We start from the raw sequence: 20,148 nt of genomic DNA, 5'->3' as shown, positions 1-20,148 counted from the left end.
GACTAATTTAGTCACAAGAACCACAATGAAAGTCCCGATCACTTCGCCAATGGGACTTTCATGCTTCGGCGTCGCCTCGCTCTGTCCGCACTCGCTTCCGCACTGCCCTTCGCGCTAGTCGCTTGCAGCGGAAAAGCGCCTTCCGATCCGCGCACGGAGGCGCCGCTCGTGCGTACCGCCATCGTGCAGGCAGCGGCGCCCGCGTCCCGCTCGTTTACCGGCACCGTCGCCGCCCGCGTGCAGAGCGACCTCGGGTTTCGCGTGTCCGGCAAGGTGCTCGAGCGGCTCGTGGACGCCGGGCAAACCGTCAGGCGCGGCCAGCCGCTGATGCGGATCGATCCCGTCGACCTGAAGCTCGCGGCGCGCGCACGCGACGAGGCCGTCGCGGCCGCGCGGGCCCGCGCGCGGCAGACTGCCGAGGACGAAGCCCGCTACCGCGACCTGCGCGGCACCGGCGCAATCTCGGCATCGGCGTATGACCAGGTCAAGGCGGCGGCCGATGCCGCGAAAGCGCAGCTGAGCGCCGCCGAAGCCGACGCCGACGTCGCGCGCAACGCGACGAGCTATGCGCAGCTCGTCGCGGACGGCGACGGCGTCGTCATGGAAACGCTGGCGGAGCCGGGCCAGGTCGTCAGCGCGGGCCAGCCGGTGGTACGCATCGCCCACGCCGGTAGCCGGGAAGCCGTGATCCAGTTGCCGGAAACCCTGCGCCCCGCCATCGGCTCGGCCGCGCAAGCCGAGCTGTTCGGCAAGCCGGGCGTGAGCGTTCCCGCGACGCTGCGCCAGCTCTCCGATACCGCGGATATCCGCACGCGCACCTTCGAAGCGCGCTATGTGCTGCAAGGCGCGCTGGCCGACGCCCCGTTGGGCACGACCGTCACGATCGAGATCCCCGACGCGCGTGCGACGCTGGCGGGCGGCCTGCAGGTGCCGATCGGCGCGCTGCTCGACGCCGGCAAAGGGCCCGGCGTGTGGGTGGTCGCAGGCGAGCCGGCCAGGGTGGCGTGGCGGCCGGTCGCGGTCGAGCGTCTGGACGACGACAGCGCCCGCGTGTCCGGCGCACTGAAGCAAGGGGACCGGGTCGTCGCGCTCGGCGCGCAGTTGCTGCACGAAGGCGCACAGGTCCGGATGTCCGGTCAGACCGTCGCGGCGGCCAACGAAGGAGCACGGCCGTGAGCGAAGGTCGATTCAATCTGTCGGCGCTCGCCGTGCGCGAGCGCGCGATCACGCTGTTCCTGATCTGCCTGATCTCGCTGGCCGGGCTCGTTTCGTTCTTCAAGCTCGGCCGCGCGGAAGACCCGGCGTTCACGGTCAAGGTGATGACGATCGTCACCGCATGGCCGGGCGCCACCGCGCAGGAAATGCACGACCAGGTTGCCGAAAAGATCGAGAAGCGCATGCAGGAGCTGCGCTGGTACGACCGGACCGAAACCTACACGCGGCCCGGCCTCGCGTTCACGACGCTGACCTTGCTCGACAGCACGCCCCCGTCGGAAGTACAGGAGCAGTTCTATCAGGCGCGGAAAAAGATCGGCGACGAGGCAAGCAACCTTCCGGCCGGCGTGATCGGGCCGCTGGTCAACGACGAATATGCGGACGTCACCTTTGTGCTGTTCGCGCTGAAGGCGAAGGGCGAACCGCAGCGCCTGCTGGTGCGCGATGCGGAAACGCTGCGCCAGCGGCTGCTGCATGTGCCGGGCGTGAAGAAGGTCAACATCGTCGGCGAGCAGGCCGAACGCATCTACGTGCAGTTGTCGCACGACCGGCTCGCGACGCTCGGCGTCAGCCCGCAGGACGTGTTCGCCGCGCTCAACGGCCAGAATGCGCTGACGCCCGCCGGCTCCGTCGAGACCCGCGGGCCGGAGATCTTCATTCGGCTGGACGGCGCGTTCGACAAGCTGCAGAAGATTCGCGACACGCCGATCGTCTCGCAGGGCCGCACGCTGAAACTGTCGGACATCGCCACCGTCGAGCGCGGTTATGAAGATCCGGCGACGTTCATGATCCGCAACAACGGCGAACCCGCGCTGCTGCTGGGCATCGTGATGCGCGACGGCTGGAACGGGCTCGACCTCGGCCACGCGCTGGACAGCGAAGTCGGCGCGATCAATGGCGCGCTGCCGCTCGGCATGAGCCTCACCAAGGTCACCGATCAGGCCGTGAACATCAGCTCGGCCGTCGACGAGTTCATGGTCAAGTTCTTCGCCGCGCTGCTGGTGGTCATGCTGGTGAGCTTCGTCAGCATGGGCTGGCGCGTGGGCCTCGTCGTCGCCGCGGCCGTGCCGCTGACGCTGGCCGTCGTGTTCGTCGTGATGGCCGCGACAGGCAAGAACTTCGATCGCATCACGCTCGGCTCGCTGATCCTCGCGCTGGGGCTGCTGGTGGACGACGCGATCATCGCGATCGAGATGATGGTCGTGAAGATGGAGGAAGGCTATGGCCGCATAGCCGCGTCAGCCTATGCGTGGAGCCATACGGCCGCGCCAATGCTGGCCGGCACGCTGGTGACCGCGGTCGGCTTCATGCCGAACGGCTTCGCACGCTCCACCGCCGGCGAATACACCAGCAACATGTTCTGGATCGTCGGCATCGCGCTGATCGCATCGTGGGTCGTTGCGGTGGTGTTCACGCCGTACCTCGGCGTGAAGATGCTGCCCGACTTCAAGAAGGTCGAAGGCGGTCACGACGCGATCTACGACACGCCCCGCTACAACCGCTTCCGCACGCTCCTGACGCGCGTCATCGCGCACAAATGGCTCATCGCCGGTTCGGTCGTCGGTCTTTTCGTGCTCGCCATTCTCGGCATGGCGATCGTGAAGAAACAGTTCTTCCCGATTTCCGACCGTCCCGAAGTGTTGATCGAGGTTCAGATGCCATACGGCACGTCGATCTCGCAGACCAACGTCGCCGCGTCGAAAGTCGAGGCGTGGCTCGCGAAGCAAAAGGAAGCGAGAATCGTCACCGCTTATGTCGGACAGGGTGCGCCACGATTCTATCTGGCGATGGGACCGGAGTTGCCCGATCCGTCATTCGCGAAGATCGTGGTCCGCACGGACAGTCAGGACGAGCGTGACGCATTGAAGCAGCGGCTGCGTCAGGCAATCGCAGGCGGTCTCGCTCCCGAAGCGCGCGTGCGCGTCACGCAGCTCGTGTTCGGGCCATATTCGCCGTTCCCCGTGGCTTATCGGGTCACCGGCCCCGATCCCGACAAATTGCGCGGTATTGCCGCTGAAGTTGAGCGGGTGATGGACGGTAGCCCGATGATGCGCACGGTCAATGCCGACTGGGGCACGCGTGCGCCGACGCTGCATTTCACGTTGCAGCAGGATCGCCTTCAGGCGGTGGGGTTGACGTCGAGCGCCGTCGCGCAACAACTGCAGTTCCTGCTCACCGGCGTGCCGGTCACCGCCGTGCGCGAGGACATTCGCACCGTGCAGGTCGTCGCGCGCTCGGCCGGCGATGCGCGGCTCGACCCGGCCCGCCTCGGCGACTTCACGCTCGCCGGCGCGAACGGGCAGCGCATTCCGCTGTCGCAGGTCGGCAAGGTCGACGTGCGGATGGAGGAGCCGATCATGCGCTGGCGCGATCGCGTGCCGACGATCACGATGCGCGGCGATATCGCCGAGGGTCTGCAACCACCGGATGTCTCGACAGCGATCACCAAGCAGCTTCAGCCGATCGTCGCGAAACTGCCGAGCGGTTATCGGATCGAGCAGGCCGGCTCCATCGAGGAATCGGGCAAGGCGACAACCGCGATGCTGCCGCTGTTCCCGATCATGCTCGCGGTCACGCTGATCATCATCATCTTCCAGGTGCGCTCGATCTCCGCGATGGTGATGGTGTTCCTGACGAGCCCGCTCGGCCTGATCGGCGTGGTGCCGACGCTGATCCTGTTCGGGCAGCCGTTCGGCATCAACGCGCTGGTCGGCTTGATCGCGCTGTCGGGGATACTGATGCGCAACACGCTGATCCTGATCGGGCAGATCCATCAGAACGAACAGGCGGGGCTCGATCCGTTCCATGCAGTGGTCGAAGCCACCGTGCAGCGCGCGCGCCCGGTGATCCTCACGGCCATGGCGGCAGTGCTCGCGTTCATCCCGCTGACCCATTCGGTGTTCTGGGGCACGCTCGCGTACACGCTGATCGGTGGCACGTTCGCCGGGACGGTCCTCACGCTGGTGTTCCTGCCGGCCATGTACGCGATCTGGTTCAGGATCCGGCCCGGCCATACCGCCGGTTCGCGCGATGGCCGGCATGCGCAGATGTTGCCTGTCGAGCCCGCGCTTCAGCGTGCGCTGGACGCGCGCGATTGACACCCATCCATTCACCGTATCGAAGGAAACAGCCATGTCGAATTCCACCGTCGTACTCGTGACCGGCGTGTCGTCGGGTATCGGGCGCGCCGCCGCAGAGAAGTTCGCCAAACGCGGGTGCCGCGTGTTCGGCACCGTGCGCAGCATCGCGAAAACGGCGCCCGTCGCCGGCGTCGAGCTGATCGAGATGGACGTTCGCGACGATGCGTCCGTTCAATCAGGTATTCGAACGATCGTCGATCGCGCCGGGCGTATCGACGTGCTCGTCAACAATGCGGGAACAAGCCTGATCGGCGCGGTTGAGGAAACCTCCGTGACGGAAGCAACGGCGTTGTTCGACACCAACGTGTTCAGCATCCTGCGTACGACCCAGGCCGTACTTCCGCACATGCGGGCACAACGGCGCGGACGGATCGTCAATGTCAGCTCGGTGCTCGGCTTTTTGCCGGCGCCATACATGGGACTCTATGCGGCGTCCAAGCACGCGGTGGAGGGGCTGACCGAAACGCTGGATCACGAGGTGCGCCAGTTCGGTATTCGCGCGACGCTGGTCGAACCGTCGTTTACGCGGACCAACCTGGACGTCAATGCGCCGCAAGCAAGCGCGCCGATCGCCGATTACGACCGCGAGCGAACGCTTGCATCGCGCGCGGTCATCGACAGCGTGAAAACCGCGCCCGAGCCCGACGGCGTGGCCGCCACCATTGTCGATGCGGCGCTCGGCGCATGGCGCATGCGGCGCACGCCGAACGGCGAGGCATCGCTGTTGCGCAAGTTGCGGCGCTTCATGCCGGCGGGCCCTGTCGATGCGAGCCTGAGAAAGAAATTCCGGCTCGCGTAATGCGGTTGGCAATGAAACGGCCTTGAACAAGAGCCGCCTGGTTGCTGCCAGCGGCGGCACGATCGTGCTGCCCGTCATGGGGACGCTCACGATCGAAGACGGCATGATCACCGTGTGGCGGGACTATTTCGATCCGACCGATTTCGATCGGCAGCTCGCGTTGATCGAGCGCTGAGTCGGGCATTCACGACATCGAGCGTCGAAATACATGATCGAAGGTCGAGCCTTTCGGCTCGACTCATGATTGACCGCGACCTATCGCCTCCGACGCGAAACGCTTACGGTGACGTACACGTATAGTTCTCCGCCAGCGTCGCCGCCTTTGCGTCATTGGAGGGTCCGGTGTAGCGCGGGTACTGCGGATACTGGCACAAGGGTCGGGTGAACGCCACGCTGCCATCCGTGTTCAACTTCGATGCAACAAGGTTCTCCGGCGCCTTGTCTTTCGTTACCCATTGATCCAGCACGGCCACCAGGTTGACGGAATCCGCACCCGGTCCGCCCGAGCAGTGATCAACCCCCGGCGCCTGGTAATACCGGGCGAACGAGCCAACCGTCGATGCACCGAGCGTAGCTTGCAGCTTCTGGTAATACGCCGTCGTTGCACGGTGACTCAATGCCATATCCGACGTGCCGTGCCAGAGAAGCAGCTTCCCGCCATGGCTGACGAACGGGCTCAGGTCCGCATTCGTCGCGCTATTGAGCGCAGCCATCGTGAACAATGCCGCCGTGTTCGAATTCCAGTCGTACGTCAGGGAATTCGCGTTGGGGTCATTGCTCAGATAGGACTTCACCGTCGCATCCTGAAGAAGGAACTGGGCCGAACCGCTACCGTTGCCCGTTGCGCCCGTGAGCCATTGCGGCCATCCGCCCGGATCGTCTTCATTTCCCGTCAGTGCCCAGCCTTGATAGGTGTACGCACCATTGGCAAAACTTGACGTACTCGTCCAGGTGTTCACCACGGCAAGCTGAGCGTCGGATAGACACGAATCGCCCGCGTCGCTCCCGCCGGGACAGCGAAGCACCGCGGGATCGAAGTTGCATGCGGACGGGTTGGACACCACTCCATCCGCGATTCCGTCCGCAGCATCGCATGTGTCTCGAACCGCTTTCGCCAGTAGCAAAATCTTCCCGGCGGTGAATGCCGCCCCGGGGGCCGCGATCGCCTTGGCGTTGCGATTGAATGCGCCCATGAAGCCCGGCCAATCGTATGCCGGCGCCCGGACAATCACACCGTCGAAGAGATCGGGGTTCCGCTGGATAGCCATCAGGCCCTCGCGTCCGCCGTTGGAGCAGCCTTCGTAATACGACCGATCCGGTGCCTTGCCATAGACCAGATGCAGCATGTCCTTGGCGGCCGCAGCAGTCGTCGGAACCGAGCCTGAGCCGAACATGGATGCCAAAAAAGGATCCGCAGCGAATGAGGCGTCCGCGACGGAAGTACCGATGTGCCCGCCATTGCTTTGAACGATTGCGTATCCTGCCTTCAGGATTTCCGGTCCGCTCCATACGAAATTCTGGATCGAACCGTCGTAACCGCCACCGCCCGCATACAGCAGTTTGCCGTTCCAGTTATCGGGTAACTGCACCTGCATGACGAGTTGAGGCGAGATCAGCGCCGAGACCTTGCAGTAGGCCGGACCGGCACTTGTCGCCGGCACCATCGATGCATCGGTTACCGATGCCCCCCCTGCGGACTTTCCCTTCAACGCGTCGCAGGCTTGTTGAGCTGACAGCGATATCCGGGGCGGTGGAGCGTCGTCGCTTCCACCACAACCCGATATTCCCATGGATGCAATGACGGCCAGGGTCATGGCCAACACCGGCTGTTTGGGCGTCTTTCTCACCTTTGTCTCCTCCTGATTGGAATCGCATAGCGCCATGGTCGAGAGCGCAAGGAAATGCTGCACGCGTTGCGCGTCCGCATTTGTCTTGCGAATGACATTCGACGGCTACGTAAACCGTTTTCGGGAAAACACCTATCAGAAAATGGGCCGATGTGTCGCACGTCATCTTGTTATGTGACGAGCTTCGCGCACCTTTCGAGAAAGTGATGCGGAGCCGCGAGCAGACGTTTCGCCAGCATTCCAGGCATCACGTAATTAAGTCATCCTGTTCGTCGGGTGGATCTCGCGACACGGTGCATTATCCCGGGCGCGTTTTCGGCACACCCGGATTGACATCTCGTCCTTCGGAAATTTGCGAGCCCGATTTTTGGGTTCTTCGCGGAAAACCGCAGAGGGTTCGATAGCGATTGCGCAATTTGACGCCTGACTCCACGGAGGTCAGCGGGAGGAACCGCTCGATCGCAAGACACTACACGCCCGATAAAGCCGTAATGGCTTCTCGACTTCCGACCAGTTCCCGAAGCCGGAATTTCTGGATCTTTCCCGTGCCGGTCTTGGGCAGTACCCCGTAGACGACTCGAACAGGGCATTTGTAGTGGGCAAGCCGTTCGCGGCAAAAGCCGATGATCTCGGCTTCGTCCGGGACCGAGGCGCCTGGCTTCAACTCGATGAAGGCGCAGGGCGATTCACCCCATTTGGCATCGGGCTGAGCGACTACAGCTGCGATGAGAACCGCCGGATGCCGATGCAGAACGTCTTCGACTTCAACCGAAGAGATGTTCTCTCCCCCCGAGATGATGACGTCTTTCGAGCGGTCGGTGATCTGGATATAGCCGTCCGGATGCACCACGGCGACGTCGCCCGTATGGAACCACCCTCCGCTGAACGCAGCCGCTGTCGCGGCCTCGTTCTTGAGGTAGCCCTTCATCACGATATTGCCCCGGATCAGCAGTTCGCCTTGCGTCTTGCCGTCCCAAGGCACGGGCGTACCGCTACCCTGATCCGCGACACGGAGTCCCTCCAGGCCCGCCGCCCGACTCCCCTGTCTCGCCATCAGACGTGCCTTGTCGTCCAACGGCAGATCGTTCCACGCGGGCTCGACGAAGCAACTCACGGGCGTACCCGACGCTTCGGTGATGCCGTAGACGTGCTCGACATCAAAGCCCATCTCCGACACGGCCTTCAGTACGGCAGCCGGTGGAGGCGAACCGGCCGTGCGCACACGAACGGTATGCGGCACCGGCAAGCGCTCTGCTTCGGAAGAACTGGCCAACGATGCGAGCACGATGGGCGCGGCGCAGAAATGATCGACGCGGTGCTGCCGAACGGCCTTGAAGATATTCGAGGCCGTCACCTTTCGCAGGCAAACATGCGTGCCCGCCACCGCCGTAACGGCCCACGCGAAGCACCAGCCGTTCGCGTGAAACAACGGAAGCGTCCAGAGATATACCGGGCGACGCGGCATCCCCCAATCCGTCAGTTGAAGCATGCTCATCAGGTACGCGCCGCGGTGGCTCGGGACAACGCCCTTGGGGTCCGAAGTCGTTCCCGACGTGTAGTTCAAGGCGATTGCATCCCACTCGTCCGATGGCCAGACGCCGGAAAAATCGGGATCGCCTTCCGCAAGGAACGCGTCGTACTCGAGCTCGCCTATCGGATCTCCAAACGCCGCGTCGATATCGGCAATATCAATGACCAGCGGCTTGTTCTCGAGCTGTTCAAGCGCGCTTGCCGCCAACGAAGAAAACTCTCTGTCCACCAACAAGATCTTGCATTCGCCATGACGCAGGATGAACCGGACGCCATCGGCGTCCAATCGGCAGTTGATCGCGTTGAGGACTGCCCCGGACAGCGGCACTCCGTGATGCGCTTCGACCATCGCCGGGGTGTTCGGAGCAAGGATGGATACCGTGTCCCCACGCTTGATCCCGCGCTTGACCAGCGCGCTGGCTAGACGACGACACCGCTCCCTTGTCTGTTTCCATGACTGCGTCAATTCTCCATGAACAATTGCAGTGTGATCGGGATACTGGTCCGCGCATCTGTCGAGAAAGTGAAGCGGTGTCAGCGGCACGTGATTGGCCGGCGTGCGATCCAGCCCTTTCCCATAGATGTTTTCGCTCATTTCCACGTCTCCTCATCGGTTTATGAATGCTCGTCCTTCGAGGCATCCCGTCTTTGATCTGCTACAGCAGTCTAGAGAAGGTTCGGCGGGCGAAATGTCACCCCCGAGACATTCCCGCGGAGCATGAAAATTTCATCGAAGCGAAACGCCGATTGTCTTGTGCAAGACATTGGTGCCGGAGGTAGATGGCTACTCTCGTCGTGTGGACATGCGGTCCGCATGACTGGATAGCGAGGTCGTAGATGGAACGAGTAGCAGCACCGCCGGATGAACTGTCAGCGATCCGGTCGGCCGTTGAATGGGCAATTACCACGCGACGCAGCGCACGAGCCTATCTCCCGACGCCAGTGCCCGAGGCGACCATCAAGGCAATTCTTGACGTGGCTCGCTACGCGGCAACCGGCGTGAACATTCAACCGTGGAAAGTCCACGTCGTCGCCGGCGCGGCTCGAGATCGCGTATGCAACGCGATCAAAAAAATCGACGCCGATCCGTCGCTGGCAGACATGCACGCCGATGAGTGGGACTACTACCCGAACGAATGGGTATCCCCCTACATCGACCGGCGTCGCGCGCTCGGATGGACGCTATACGGGCTGCTCGGCATCCAAAAAGAAGACAAATCGAGGATGCGCGAACAGCACGGCCGCAACTACCAATTCTTCGATGCGCCCGTCGGGCTGTTCTTCACCATCGACCGCGTGATGCAGCAGGGCAGTCTGCTCGACTACGGGATGTTCTTGCAGAACATCATGATCGTCGCGCGCACCCATGGCATCAGCACGTGCCCGCAGGCCGCCTTCATGAAGTATCACAAGATCATCGAGAAAGAGCTTGCTCTCGAGTCCGGCGAAATGTTCCTGATCGGAATGAGCATGGGCTATGCGGACGAAAGCCGCATTGAAAACGCACTCGTCTCCGAGCGAGCGCCCTCTTCCTCTTTCACCGTCTATCACACCACCTGAATCCGCCCACAGAGCGGTCGCTTGCAGCATCCACGAAATCCATAAGGAAATGGAGGAGACAATGAGTAACGACATCGATGTTCAGAAGATTGTTCAGGGCGCAAGGCTCTCCCGGTTTCACGGCGTAATTCTGTTCTGGTGTGTGCTGATCCTGGTGCTCGACGGCTACGACCTCGCCGTCGTCGGCGCAGCGCTGCCGTCGATCATGAAGGATATGGGCGTCAACGCCGCAAAGGCCGGCTTCATGGCGAGCTCGGCACTGTTCGGCATGATGTTTGGCGCCATTTACCTCGGAACACTGGCTGACAAGATCGGTCGTCCGATTTCGATCTGTGCATGCATCGGGTTATTCAGCGTCTTTACCGCTGCAGCCGGTCTCACACACGATCCCGTGTCCTTTGGCATCACCCGGTTTCTGGCCGGCCTGGGAATCGGCGGCGTCCTTCCGATCGTAACCGCGCAGATGGGCGAGTTCGCACCACGTGCCATCCGGGCGCGCCTCGTGACGATCGTGTTTGGCGGCTACTCGATCGGCGGGATTCTCGTCGCGCTGACCGGCAAGCAGATGATCGAATCCTATGGCTGGCAATCGGTCTTCTTCATCGCCGGGACACCGGTATTGCTTATCCCGTTCATCCTGATGACGATGCCCGATTCTCTCGCTTTCCTGGTCCGGAAAAATCGCACCGAGAAGATCGCAAGGATGATTCGGAAGATTGCACCGAATGTCCGGCTTCACCCCGGCGATCGGTTCGTCATACCGCAACAGGCAATGGGCAGCACGCCCGTGGCGGGCCTGTTCCGCGATGGCCGCGGATTCAGCACGGTCATGATCTGGATCGCGTTCTTCATGGGCCTCTTCATGGTGTACGCGCTGAGTTCCTGGCTGACGAAACTCATGGCAATGTCGGGCTACAGCCTGGGGTCGGCATTGACGTTCGTACTCGTCTTCAACGTCGGTGCCGTCATCGGCGCAGTCGGCGGAGGGTGGCTTGGCGACAAGTACAACATCAAGTATGTGCTGGTTGCGTTCTATGCTGCGGGCGCCGTCTCGCTGGCGTTGATGGGGTATGCCAGGTCCACCGAACTGCTGTTCCTGATCGTGTTCGTGGTGGGCGGCTCGACGCTCGGAACCCAACTCCTGGCCTACGCGTATGCCGGGGAGTTTTACCCTGCGGTGATCAGATCGACGGGCGTCGGGTTCGCGTCGGGCGTCGGTCGCCTTGGCGCGATTGCCGCGCCCGTGCTGATCGGCATGTTGGTCACAATGCGCCTGCCCCTCGAACAGAATTTTCTGGCAATCGCTTTTGCGGGCGTACTTGGCACCATCGCGGTCACGATGATCGACCATCGCCGCAGCGCGGCATCTCTGCGCGATGCGGACATGGCTCCGACGCGCCTCGATGCCACGTCGTCCGCCAGCAGCTAGACGGTTCATTTCCAGGCCGGGGCCCGGTCGATGCAGATCGGTAACGGCGCATCGATACCTGGTGATCAGGGTTCGCTTTCACGCGCTGAAGCTGCAAGATCGCCAGCGAAGAGGACGCTGCGCCGGCATTCGAAGCCGCAATCGCATTGGGCCCGGCGAACCGTGCCTGCCGCGTCCCCGCAGACGATGTCGCTACCGCGCGACCGTTACCGGCAGTACCTGCGAGCCGGAAACTCCACGCAAGCAAAACGTGATGATAGCCGTCACGTGGGCGCTCATCTGCTCTGCATCGGGCGCGGCGCTGCTGGTTAACGGGACGACCAGTCCCTCGAAAAGACACCCGACAATGCAGTCCGCCGAAGCCATCGCATCTTGTGCCGGGAACTCTCCATCCGCCATCCCCTGCTCGATGATGGTCTTGAATACCCTCGCCAACGCCCTGTGATAGGTCAGGCGCATTGCCTCGACATCGGGCTCGACAGGTTCGGCAACCAGCGAATAGGCCAGGCGCCGCCCTCGCAACGCGCGGCTGGCGAAAGTCCAGACTGCGGCTCCTAGCCGCTCTGCGGCTGTGCCGTCGCGCATGGCGATGCCCGCGACAACATCAACTTCACGCTGCGCCGTCGTCTTGACCACCTCGACCATCAGGTCCGTCTTCGATGCGAAATAGCGGTACAGCGTGCCGATCGCTATCCCGGCGGCTTCCGCGATCGCACACATTTGCGCGTCGCGAAACCCCACTTCGGCAACCAGATCGCGAGCAGCTTTCACGATCAACGGATGCTTGTCGGCCCCTCTGCGGCGAACGCGAACACGCGCCGGACTACCTAGAATTTCCATTTCATTTACCGTCACATCTGAAGCGCACGCTGGAATCCCGTCGTTCTTCCATGCACGACCATGATCACTGACGTCGAATCGTCTGACCGTTGAGCCCCTGTACGTCGCGAATGATACGCCTATGCGAAACATCGAGCATGGGTTTGCAATGTGCCGGTACAAACACCTATCGCCCGCTTCTTGACAGCCAGTATGCCGGAATCTACTCTTAAGCGAACTTGAATTCTATTTAACGGATCGATCGACACCTCCAGATTTTCCGGACGGCGCACGGACCTTCGCACCACGTGATCCGTGGCGCAAAGAGCCCTCACGCAACGGCACGCTACTGTTCCGAACGATGAATCAACTTTGTGGCATGCAAACCATCAAGGCAAAGCGGGAAGCTGCGCCTCCGGCCACGGAGATAACCCGGCCCTGCAACCCGGAAGATCTCGGCGTCCGAAAACATGACGAAGGTCCCGGTAAATCCGAAGGCCTTGCCGTCGACGACTTTCTCGCCCGCTGCTCCTGGTACGGCAATCTGACCGAGGGCCAAAGGGAGATAGTCAAGCGCGATTGCTTCGACAGGTCTTACAGTCCCGGTGCAATTGCTTGCCACCGGGGCGACGCCGTGGACCATTGGCTCGGTGTGATCGAAGGAATAGTCAAAGTCGATACCGCGTCGAAAAAAGGACGTGTCGTAACGTTCGCAGGTATCCCGGCAGGCTCGTGGTTCGGGGAAGGCAGCGTGTTGAAGGAAGAACCTCGCGCCTACTCCGTCACCGCGGTCCGGGACAGCCGGCTGGCCTTCATGCCTCGTTCGACATTTCTTTGGCTCCTGGAGAACAGCCACACGTTCAGCCGCTATGTGATCGACCAGCTCAACGCCCGATGCGGCTACTACATCGGTCTGGTTCAAAACTTGCGGATACACGAAGCGCCCGCCCGCGTGGCGTTTTGCCTGACCGAGCTGTTCAACCGGCAGTTGTATCCTGCTACGGCGATGACGCTGGGCTTCTCGCAGGAAGAGATCGGCAGGCTGTCGGGGCTCTCCCGCCAGAACGCCAATCGCGCGCTTCGCACGTTGGCCGATGCAGGCCTGATCCTCGCCGAATACGGGGCGGTGCACATCCTGGATCTTGAAGGCCTGAGGGAATTCGCGCATTCGGAGGATTGAACCCGTACGCAATCGACGCCAGCGGCATACGCCGGATTCCTGACAAGTTGAGCACCATCGGCGATCACCGTTGCAGCACCGCCACCGCCTTGATCTCGACGATATAACCGGGCGCGCCGCCGAGCATGTGCGCACCGACCGCCGTCCACGCCGGCTTCGGATGCGCATCGATGTAACGGTCGCGAACCTGCATGAACAGCGGCAGGTCGCGCATGTCGGTATGGAACGTCGTCAGGTCGACCACGTCGTTGAACGATGCGCCGGCGGCTTCCAGCACGAGCTTCAGGTTCTCGAACGCCTGCACGATCTGCGCTTCGCGGCCTTCGACCAGCTGCATCGCCGCGTCGCGGCCGATCTGGCCGGACACGTAAAGCGTATCGCCGACCTGCAGGCCCGGCGCGTAGCCGATTTTTTCGTACACCGCTTCCATTCCCGCCGGAACGATGGCTTTGCGATCACGCATGAATGTCTCCGTGGCCGGCGTCTTGGCGCCGGCCGGTTGATTGTCGATGAATAAAGGCAAGCGGCGCACCGCTCAGCCCGTATCGCCGCCCGCGACCGGCAGCACCGTGCCGGTGATGTAGCTCGCTTCGTCGGATGCCAGGAACAGGATCGGCGCGATCTGCTCGTCGAGGCTACCGTAGCGCTTGAAGAACGTCGAATCGGTCACCTGCCGCACGGCTTCGCTCATCCACGCCTGTTCCTGCTCGCTGTCGCCGGCCGCATTGCGCGGCACGCGGCGCGGCGGCGCGCTGGTGCCGCCCGGCGCGGTCGCGACGACGCGGATGTTGCGCTCCGCGTATTCCATCGCGAGTGCCGCCGTCAGCGCATTGACGCCGCCTTTCGCCGCCGCATACGGCACGCGGCGAATCCCGCGCGTCGCGTTCGACGAGATGTTGACGATCGTGCCGCCGCCGCGCGCAAGCAGGTGCGGCAGCGCCGCGTGGCACGTATAGAGCGTCGGCATCAGCGAGCGGCGGATTTCCGCGTCGATCTGCGCCGGCTCGAACTCGGCGAACGGCCGCATCCGAATCGCGCCGCCGACACCGTTGATCAGGATGTCGATGCCGCCGAACGTCTGCACCGCACACGCGATCGCCGCGTGCGCGCCTTCGTAGGTTTCGAGATCCGCGACGAATCCGGCCGTCTCGCCGCCCGTCGCTTCGGCCGCGACCTCGGCGACGAAATCCGCGCGATCGACGAACAGCACCTTGCCGCCTTCGGCCGCCGCGCGCAGCGCGACACCGCGGCCGATGCCCTGTGCCGCGCCGGTGACGACGACGACCTTGCCCGAGAATCGTTGCATGATCATGCCGCCTTTGCCGTGACGTTGGGGGTGAACTTCTCGTAGTGGAAGCTGTTCGGCTTCACGCCTTCGTCGTCGAAGTACGTGCGCACCGCGTCGACCATCGGCGGCGGCCCGCACAGATAGACGTCGACGTCGCCGTCGTTCAGCGCATCGGCCGGAATGTGCTGCGTGACCCAGCCCTTGCGCGGATGGCTCGACCCGGCGTCCGCGACGACGGTCGCGAAGCTGAAGTTCGGCAGTTTCGCCGCATACGCTTCGATCGCGTCGACCAGCACGAGATCGAGATCGCGCGTCACGCCGTAGATCAGGTGCACCTTCTGCTGCGAACCAGTACGCGCCAGCACCTCGAGCATCGACAGGAACGGCGCGAGGCCCGTGCCGCCCGCGAGGAACAGCAGTGGCCGCTGCACGTCGCGCAGGTAGAAGCTGCCGAGCGGCCCGTGCAGCTCCAGCCTGTCGCCCGGCCGCGCCGATTCGAGCCACGTGCTCATCACGCCGCCGGGAATCTTCTTGATCAGGAAGCTGACCTTCGCATCGGCCGGCGCCGACGAGAACGAATAGGAACGGTGCTGGCCGCTCGCGGGCACGTCGATGTTCACGTACTGGCCCGGCAGGAACACGGGCGCGGCCGCGCCGACGTCGAGTTCGAGCACGACGGCCGCATCGTTGTGCTGCTCGACCTTGGTCACCGTCGCGGCGAACCCGCTGTGGCCGGTCTTGCATGCGACCGACGACGTCGGCACCGCGATCACGCAATCGCCTTGCGGCACCATCTGGCAGGTCAGCACGAGGCCGCCGTCCTTTTCGTCTTCGGTGAGCGCGTCGTCGATGTAGTCGTCGCCGAGGTCGTAGCTGCCGCTTTCGGCGCGGCACTTGCAGGTGCCGCACACGCCGTCGGAACAGTCCATCGGCAGGTTGATCTTCGCGCGGAAGGCCGCGTCGAGGACTTTCTCGCCGGCCTTGCAGTCGATGAAGCGGGTCACCCCGTCCTCGAAATTCAGTGCAATCTTGTAGCTGGACATGGCATCACCTCCACTTCCCTTCATGACAAAACAACGGCGTCAGACGTGATAGACGTCGAGCACCTGCCGGATGTAGTCGTTCTTCAGCACGATCTTCTTGTACGAGATCAACCACGCGTCGCCCGCCTTGCGCAACGTGACGAACATCGTGCCGAAGAAGTGATCGGTCACGCGGTAACGATGGTTCAGCGTATGAAAGTTGTAGCGCACGTCGACCTCGTCGCCGCGTTCGGCCAGCACCTCGACGTTCGTCACGTTGTGGCTGGTACGCGGCTCGGGCGTCGACGCGCCGCTGCGCTCGGTCTTGATCCGGAACACGCGATCCTCGAGGCCGCCGCGATCCGGGTAGTACATCAGCGAGATCTGGCTCTGGTGGTCGTCGGTCGGCCGATCGTCGTCGTCCCACGCGGGCATCCAGTACGTGACGTCTTCCGCATAACAGGTCAGCCACTCGTCCCACTGGCGATCGTCGAGCAGGCGCGCTTCGCGATACAACGCTGCGCAGATAGTCCGGTAATCGAAGTTCATGCCGCCACCTCCCCGCGTTCCTTCTTCAGCGCATCGCGCATCACCTGCACCCAGTGTTCGTGCTGGCACACGAACAGCCCTTCGTCCTCGCTGCGCTCGCCGGAAATACGCGGGTTCAGCCCCATCTTCCTCGCGTTCTCGTCCGGGCCGTCGACCCACAGCGGCGCGCCGCGCGACAGGTCGTTCCACATCGCCGTGATGCCCGCATAACCGGCCTGGCATGCGCGGAACTCCTCGAGATCGTCGGCGGTACCCATGCCCGTCACGTTGAAGAAATCCTCGTACTGACGAATGCGGAGCGTGCGGTCGGCTTCGCTCTCGCCCTTCGGCGCGAAACAGAAGATCGTGACTTCGGTCTTGTCGACGCCGAGCGGCCGCACGACGCGGATCTGCGTGCTGAACTGGTCCATCAGGAACACGTTCGGATACACGCACAGGTTGCGCGTCTGGTTGACGATGAAATCGGCCTGCACGTCGCCGACGCGCGCCTTGATCTCTTCACGGTGCTGGTACACGGGCCGCACTTCCGGGTTCATCGTTTTCGTCCACAGCAGGATGTGGCCGTTGTCGAAGCCGTACACGCCCGCGACCGACTTGCTCCAGCTGTTCGCGTCGACGGCCTTGGTGCCGTCTTCCTTGCGGCGGCCCATGGTCGCCGCGTAGTTCCAGTGCACGGTGCTGACGTGGTAGCCGTCGCAACCGTTCTCCATCTGCATCTTCCAGTTGCCTTCGTAGATGTAGGACGAGTTGCCGCGCAGCACTTCGAGCCCGTTCGGCGCCTGGTCGACGATCTGGTCGATGATCACGCGCGTTTCGCCGAGGTAGTCCTCGAGCGGCAGCACGTCGGCGCTGAGGCTGCCGAACAGGAAGCCGCGATAGTTCGCGAAGCGCGCGACCTTCTTCAGGTCGTGCGACCCGTTCGTGTTGAACTGCACCGGATACTCGGTCGTCTTCTCGTCCTTCACCTTCAGCAGCTTGCCGGTGTTAGAGAACGTCCAGCCGTGGAACGGGCACGTGAAGCTGCCCTTGTTGCCGTGCTTGCGGCGGCACAGCATCGCACCCTTGTGTGCGCACGCATTGATCACCGCGTGCAGCTCGCCGGCCTTGTCGCGCGTGACGACCACCGGCTGGCGGCCGATCCACGTCGTGTAGTAGTCGTTGTTGTCCGGGATCTGGCTTTCGTGCGCCAGATACACCCAGTTGCTCTCGAAGATGTGCTTCATCTCGAGCTCGTACAGCTCGGCATTGGTGAAGATGTCGCGGCGGCAGCGGAATACGCCGGCCTCCTTGTCATCCTGCACGGCGGTGGCAAGCAGGTGATCCAGTTCGTTGGCTTGGTCGAGGGTGGCGGACATGTTGGCTCCTCCCATGCGCGTGCCGCGTCCTGCAACGCACGCTCGCATCGGTATCGGTTGAATCTCTGGGGGACCCGGCCGGCGGCGGCGCATGCGCGCCGCGCCGGCGGGCGGTCAGGCCGTCGCGGCTGCGCGCAGGCGGTGGACGATCTGGTTGTCCTTGCCCTGTACCAGCGGCGTCAGCACGAAGTTGAACTCGATGTCCTGGTACGCATCGGCCTTCATGCCAAGTGCCGCGCCGCCGGTCTTGTCGACCACCGGCGGGATCAGTTCCTCGCGCGTCGCATACGCGAAGTCGTCCCAGATCAGCGGATCGCCGGCGATGTTGAACTGCGTCGTCAGCTTGCGGTGGTCGTGGCTGTCGACGAAGAAGTGCACGTGCGCCGGGCGGTTGCCGTGGCGGCCGAGGCCGTTCAGCAACTGCTGGGTCGCGCCCTGCGGCGGGCAGCCGTAGCCGACCGGCATCAGCGTGCGGAATTCGTACTTGCCGTCCGCGCCCGTCCTCACCGCGCCGCGCAGGTTGAATTCGGTCTGCGCGCCGGTCGGGTCGAAGTGCGAGTAGAAGCCCTTCGAGTTCGCGTGCCAGCATTCGACCACCGCGCCCGCTACCGGCTTGCCGTCGAGGCCGGTCACCGTACCGTGGATCACGAGCGGGCCCGCGCCTTCGTCCGCGTCGAGGTCGATCTTCGATACGCCGTCGCGCACCGGCGCGCCCGCCACATACAGCGGCCCTTCGATCGTGCGCGGCGTGCCGCCGTCGAGGCCGACCGCCTTGTCCTCGGCATCCATCCGGATGTCGAGATACTTCTCGAGGCCGAGGCCGGCCGCGAGCAGCGCTGCTTCGCCATCCTGACCAAGCTTGTTCAGGTAGTTGACGCCGGCCCACACTTCGTCGGGTGTGATGTCGAGATCGTCGATCGCCTTGAACAGGTCGCCGAGCAGGCGCAGCACGATCTGCTGCGTGCGCGCGTTGCCGCCGTTGCCGCCGGCGTTCGACGCGGCCTTCAGCAGATCCTGCACTTCCCGGGTATCGAAAACTTTGACGCTCATGATGGTGTCTCCACGTGTATTTGGGGGAATGACGGCTTTGCGTGACTCGGGTTAGCGCGCGACTTTCGTCAGCCCGTCGCGGGTGAAACGCCTGACCTTGTCCTCGTCGAGTTCGATGCCGAGACCGGGGCCGTCCGGCACGGTCAGTTCGAAATCGCTGTAATCCAGCGGCTGCGTCAGGATCTCTTCGGTGATCAGCAGCGGCCCGAACAGTTCGGTGCCCCACTGCAGGTTCGCGAAACTCGCGAACAGGTGCGCGGAAGCGACCGTGCCGAACGCGCCTTCGAGCATCGTGCCGCCGTACAGCTCGATGCCGGCCGCGTCCGCGATCGCGGCCACGCGTTGTGCCGCGAACAGCCCGCCGCTCTGCTCGATCTTGATCGCGAACACGTCCGCGCCGTGATGCTTCGCGATGTCGAATGCGCTGTCGGGGCCCTGCAGGATTTCATCGGCCATCAGCGCGACCGGGAAGCGGCGCATCAGGCGCGCGAGCGCCGCGGCCGACGCGACCGGCTGCTCGACCAGCTCGCAGCCGGCATCGGCCAGCGCCGGAATCGCGCGCGCGGCCTGCGTTTCGCTCCACGCCATGTTCACGTCGACGCGCACCGACGCGCGCTCGCCGACGGCCCGCTTGATTTCGGCCACGTGCCGGATATCCGCGTCCGGAGACTTTGCGCCGATCTTCAGCTTGAACACGTTGTGGCGGCGCAGGTCGAGCATCCGTTCGGCTTCGGCGATGTCGATGGACGTGTCGCCCGAAGCGAGCGTCCATGCAACCGGCAGGCGGTCGCGCCGGCGCCCGCCGAGCAGTTCGCCGACCGGCACGCCGAGCCGCTTGCCGTGCGCGTCGAGCAGCGCGGTTTCGAGCGCGCTCTTCGCGAAGTGGTTGACCTTCGCGAGCTTGCCGACGAACGCCATCAGCGTCTGGATGCGCGTCGCGTCCTTGCCGACGATCGCCGGTGCAAGGTACGTGTCGATCGCGAGCTTCATCGCCTCGGGGCTTTCCGGGCCGTACGCCATGCCGGCGATCGTGGTGCCCTCGCCGATGCCCGTCGCGCCGTCGCTGCAGAACACCTTCACGAGCATCAGCGTCTGGCCGTGCATCGTCGCGACCGACAGCTTGTGCGGGCGGATCGTCGGCAGGTCGACGAGACGGGTTTCGATGCGTTCGATGGTGACGGTGGACATGGGGCGCGCTGCTTGTGGGGAGTTCATGGGACGGATTTATACGCGCCGGGCAAATTCACCGTCCAATACTTTTAGTCGCGGATTTTTATACCTGACAGGTATTGAAATCCGGGAATAATCGCGTTTTAGTGCGATGCACCATACCTGTTTTGGCTGGTTATTGGTGCGCAGAGCCTT

The 20,148-nt window shown here is 63.4% G+C and carries 17 protein-coding genes; 7 read left to right on the top strand and 10 right to left on the bottom strand.

Annotated features, from left to right (window positions below; genetic code table 11):
- The first annotated feature begins 60 nt into the window (after positions 1 to 60).
- From AC3WLY_RS08905 to AC3WLY_RS08890, 4 genes are read left to right on the top strand one after another with little or no spacing between them, the layout of a single operon-like run.
- Complete coding sequence (locus AC3WLY_RS08905; RefSeq protein WP_175961714.1) at positions 61 to 1,176, top strand: efflux RND transporter periplasmic adaptor subunit; 1,116 nt, start codon at positions 61 to 63, stop codon at positions 1,174 to 1,176.
- Complete coding sequence (locus AC3WLY_RS08900; protein ID WP_492309030.1) at positions 1,173 to 4,313, top strand: efflux RND transporter permease subunit; 3,141 nt, start codon at positions 1,173 to 1,175, stop codon at positions 4,311 to 4,313. Before AC3WLY_RS08905 ends, AC3WLY_RS08900 begins: the two co-directional genes overlap by 4 nt.
- Before the next feature lie 34 nt (positions 4,314 to 4,347).
- Positions 4,348 to 5,154 carry an oxidoreductase gene (locus AC3WLY_RS08895; RefSeq protein WP_492309042.1) on the top strand — a complete coding sequence of 269 codons (807 nt, stop codon included), beginning with the start codon at positions 4,348 to 4,350 and terminating at the stop codon, positions 5,152 to 5,154.
- Positions 5,155 to 5,176: 22 nt separating this feature from the next.
- Positions 5,177 to 5,329, top strand: a complete 153-nt coding sequence (locus AC3WLY_RS08890; RefSeq protein WP_256260630.1) for a limonene-1,2-epoxide hydrolase family protein — start codon at positions 5,177 to 5,179, stop codon at positions 5,327 to 5,329.
- Positions 5,330 to 5,432: 103 nt separating this feature from the next.
- On the opposite strand, the gene AC3WLY_RS08885 is transcribed toward AC3WLY_RS08890, so the two are convergent.
- Together AC3WLY_RS08885 and AC3WLY_RS08880 are read right to left on the bottom strand one after the other, a co-directional pair.
- Entirely contained in the window at positions 5,433 to 7,064 is a 1,632-nt protein-coding gene (locus AC3WLY_RS08885) for a tannase/feruloyl esterase family alpha/beta hydrolase (RefSeq protein ID WP_492309031.1), read from the bottom strand.
- A 406-nt stretch (positions 7,065 to 7,470) separates the two neighbouring features.
- A complete protein-coding gene (locus tag AC3WLY_RS08880; protein WP_492309032.1) occupies positions 7,471 to 9,126 on the bottom strand; it encodes an acyl-CoA synthetase in 1,656 nt (551 codons plus the stop codon).
- 242 nt (positions 9,127 to 9,368) lie between these two features.
- On the opposite strand from AC3WLY_RS08880, the gene AC3WLY_RS08875 reads away from it, so the two are divergent.
- Together AC3WLY_RS08875 and AC3WLY_RS08870 are read left to right on the top strand one after the other, a co-directional pair.
- Positions 9,369 to 10,091, top strand: coding sequence for a nitroreductase (locus AC3WLY_RS08875; RefSeq protein ID WP_425132093.1), 723 nt, complete (start codon positions 9,369 to 9,371; stop codon positions 10,089 to 10,091).
- Positions 10,092 to 10,152: 61 nt separating this feature from the next.
- Positions 10,153 to 11,520 carry an MFS transporter gene (locus AC3WLY_RS08870; protein ID WP_492309033.1) on the top strand — a complete coding sequence of 456 codons (1,368 nt, stop codon included), beginning with the start codon at positions 10,153 to 10,155 and terminating at the stop codon, positions 11,518 to 11,520.
- A gap of 192 nt (positions 11,521 to 11,712) precedes the next feature.
- Here AC3WLY_RS08870 and AC3WLY_RS08865 read toward each other — a convergent pair whose 3' ends face one another.
- Positions 11,713 to 12,360 carry a TetR/AcrR family transcriptional regulator gene (locus AC3WLY_RS08865; protein ID WP_175961721.1) on the bottom strand — a complete coding sequence of 216 codons (648 nt, stop codon included), beginning with the start codon at positions 12,358 to 12,360 and terminating at the stop codon, positions 11,713 to 11,715.
- Positions 12,361 to 12,718: 358 nt separating this feature from the next.
- On the opposite strand from AC3WLY_RS08865, the gene AC3WLY_RS08860 reads away from it, so the two are divergent.
- Positions 12,719 to 13,519 (top strand): Crp/Fnr family transcriptional regulator, encoded by an 801-nt coding sequence (locus AC3WLY_RS08860; protein ID WP_175961722.1) that lies wholly within the window; start codon positions 12,719 to 12,721, stop codon positions 13,517 to 13,519.
- Between the two features lie 64 nt (positions 13,520 to 13,583).
- Here AC3WLY_RS08860 and AC3WLY_RS08855 read toward each other — a convergent pair whose 3' ends face one another.
- The 7 genes from AC3WLY_RS08855 to AC3WLY_RS08825 all read right to left on the bottom strand — a co-directional run bounded on the left by AC3WLY_RS08855 (position 13,584) and on the right by AC3WLY_RS08825 (position 19,971).
- The gene (locus AC3WLY_RS08855) at positions 13,584 to 13,982 is read right to left on the bottom strand and encodes a RidA family protein (protein ID WP_425132096.1); all 399 of its coding nucleotides are present in this window, start codon (positions 13,980 to 13,982) and stop codon (positions 13,584 to 13,586) included.
- A gap of 72 nt (positions 13,983 to 14,054) precedes the next feature.
- The gene (gene benD, locus AC3WLY_RS08850) at positions 14,055 to 14,831 is read right to left on the bottom strand and encodes a benzoate diol dehydrogenase BenD (protein WP_492309034.1); all 777 of its coding nucleotides are present in this window, start codon (positions 14,829 to 14,831) and stop codon (positions 14,055 to 14,057) included.
- Positions 14,828 to 15,850 (bottom strand): benzoate 1,2-dioxygenase electron transfer component BenC, encoded by a 1,023-nt coding sequence (benC, locus tag AC3WLY_RS08845; protein ID WP_492309035.1) that lies wholly within the window; start codon positions 15,848 to 15,850, stop codon positions 14,828 to 14,830. The genes benD and benC overlap by 4 nt, the downstream gene beginning before the upstream one ends.
- A gap of 39 nt (positions 15,851 to 15,889) precedes the next feature.
- On the bottom strand, positions 15,890 to 16,378 hold the full coding sequence (gene benB / locus AC3WLY_RS08840; protein ID WP_105391530.1) for a benzoate 1,2-dioxygenase small subunit: 489 nt from the start codon (positions 16,376 to 16,378) through the stop codon (positions 15,890 to 15,892).
- Positions 16,375 to 17,733, bottom strand: a complete 1,359-nt coding sequence (locus AC3WLY_RS08835; protein WP_492309036.1) for a Rieske 2Fe-2S domain-containing protein — start codon at positions 17,731 to 17,733, stop codon at positions 16,375 to 16,377. Before AC3WLY_RS08835 ends, benB begins: the two co-directional genes overlap by 4 nt.
- Positions 17,734 to 17,847: 114 nt before the next feature.
- A complete protein-coding gene (catA, locus tag AC3WLY_RS08830; protein WP_175961727.1) occupies positions 17,848 to 18,783 on the bottom strand; it encodes a catechol 1,2-dioxygenase in 936 nt (311 codons plus the stop codon).
- A gap of 51 nt (positions 18,784 to 18,834) precedes the next feature.
- A complete protein-coding gene (locus tag AC3WLY_RS08825) occupies positions 18,835 to 19,971 on the bottom strand; it encodes a muconate/chloromuconate family cycloisomerase (RefSeq protein ID WP_492309037.1) in 1,137 nt (378 codons plus the stop codon).
- Positions 19,972 to 20,148: the final 177 nt, after the last annotated feature.

Source organism: Burkholderia sp. FW306-1C-G01B, assembly GCF_058781685.1.
Note: the sequence above shows the minus strand (reverse complement) of the source record. Positions and strands in the feature narration are given on the sequence as shown.

Bases quoted from the DNA above. Each gene is read 5' to 3' on its own strand.
- AC3WLY_RS08875 (WP_425132093.1), top strand. From the start codon at position 9,369: ATGGAACGAGTAGCAGCACCGCCGGATGAACTGTCAGCGATCCGGTCG.
- AC3WLY_RS08860 (WP_175961722.1), top strand. From the start codon at position 12,719: ATGCAAACCATCAAGGCAAAGCGGGAAGCTGCGCCTCCGGCCACGGAG.
- AC3WLY_RS08835 (WP_492309036.1), bottom strand. From the start codon at position 17,733: ATGTCCGCCACCCTCGACCAAGCCAACGAACTGGATCACCTGCTTGCC.
- AC3WLY_RS08905 (WP_175961714.1), top strand. From the start codon at position 61: ATGCTTCGGCGTCGCCTCGCTCTGTCCGCACTCGCTTCCGCACTGCCC.
- AC3WLY_RS08855 (WP_425132096.1), bottom strand. From the start codon at position 13,982: ATGCGTGATCGCAAAGCCATCGTTCCGGCGGGAATGGAAGCGGTGTAC.
- catA (WP_175961727.1), bottom strand. From the start codon at position 18,783: ATGAGCGTCAAAGTTTTCGATACCCGGGAAGTGCAGGATCTGCTGAAG.
- benB (WP_105391530.1), bottom strand. From the start codon at position 16,378: ATGAACTTCGATTACCGGACTATCTGCGCAGCGTTGTATCGCGAAGCG.
- benD (WP_492309034.1), bottom strand. From the start codon at position 14,831: ATGATCATGCAACGATTCTCGGGCAAGGTCGTCGTCGTCACCGGCGCG.
- AC3WLY_RS08865 (WP_175961721.1), bottom strand. From the start codon at position 12,360: ATGGAAATTCTAGGTAGTCCGGCGCGTGTTCGCGTTCGCCGCAGAGGG.
- AC3WLY_RS08880 (WP_492309032.1), bottom strand. From the start codon at position 9,126: ATGAGCGAAAACATCTATGGGAAAGGGCTGGATCGCACGCCGGCCAAT.
- AC3WLY_RS08825 (WP_492309037.1), bottom strand. From the start codon at position 19,971: ATGTCCACCGTCACCATCGAACGCATCGAAACCCGTCTCGTCGACCTG.
- AC3WLY_RS08895 (WP_492309042.1), top strand. From the start codon at position 4,348: ATGTCGAATTCCACCGTCGTACTCGTGACCGGCGTGTCGTCGGGTATC.
- AC3WLY_RS08870 (WP_492309033.1), top strand. From the start codon at position 10,153: ATGAGTAACGACATCGATGTTCAGAAGATTGTTCAGGGCGCAAGGCTC.
- benC (WP_492309035.1), bottom strand. From the start codon at position 15,850: ATGTCCAGCTACAAGATTGCACTGAATTTCGAGGACGGGGTGACCCGC.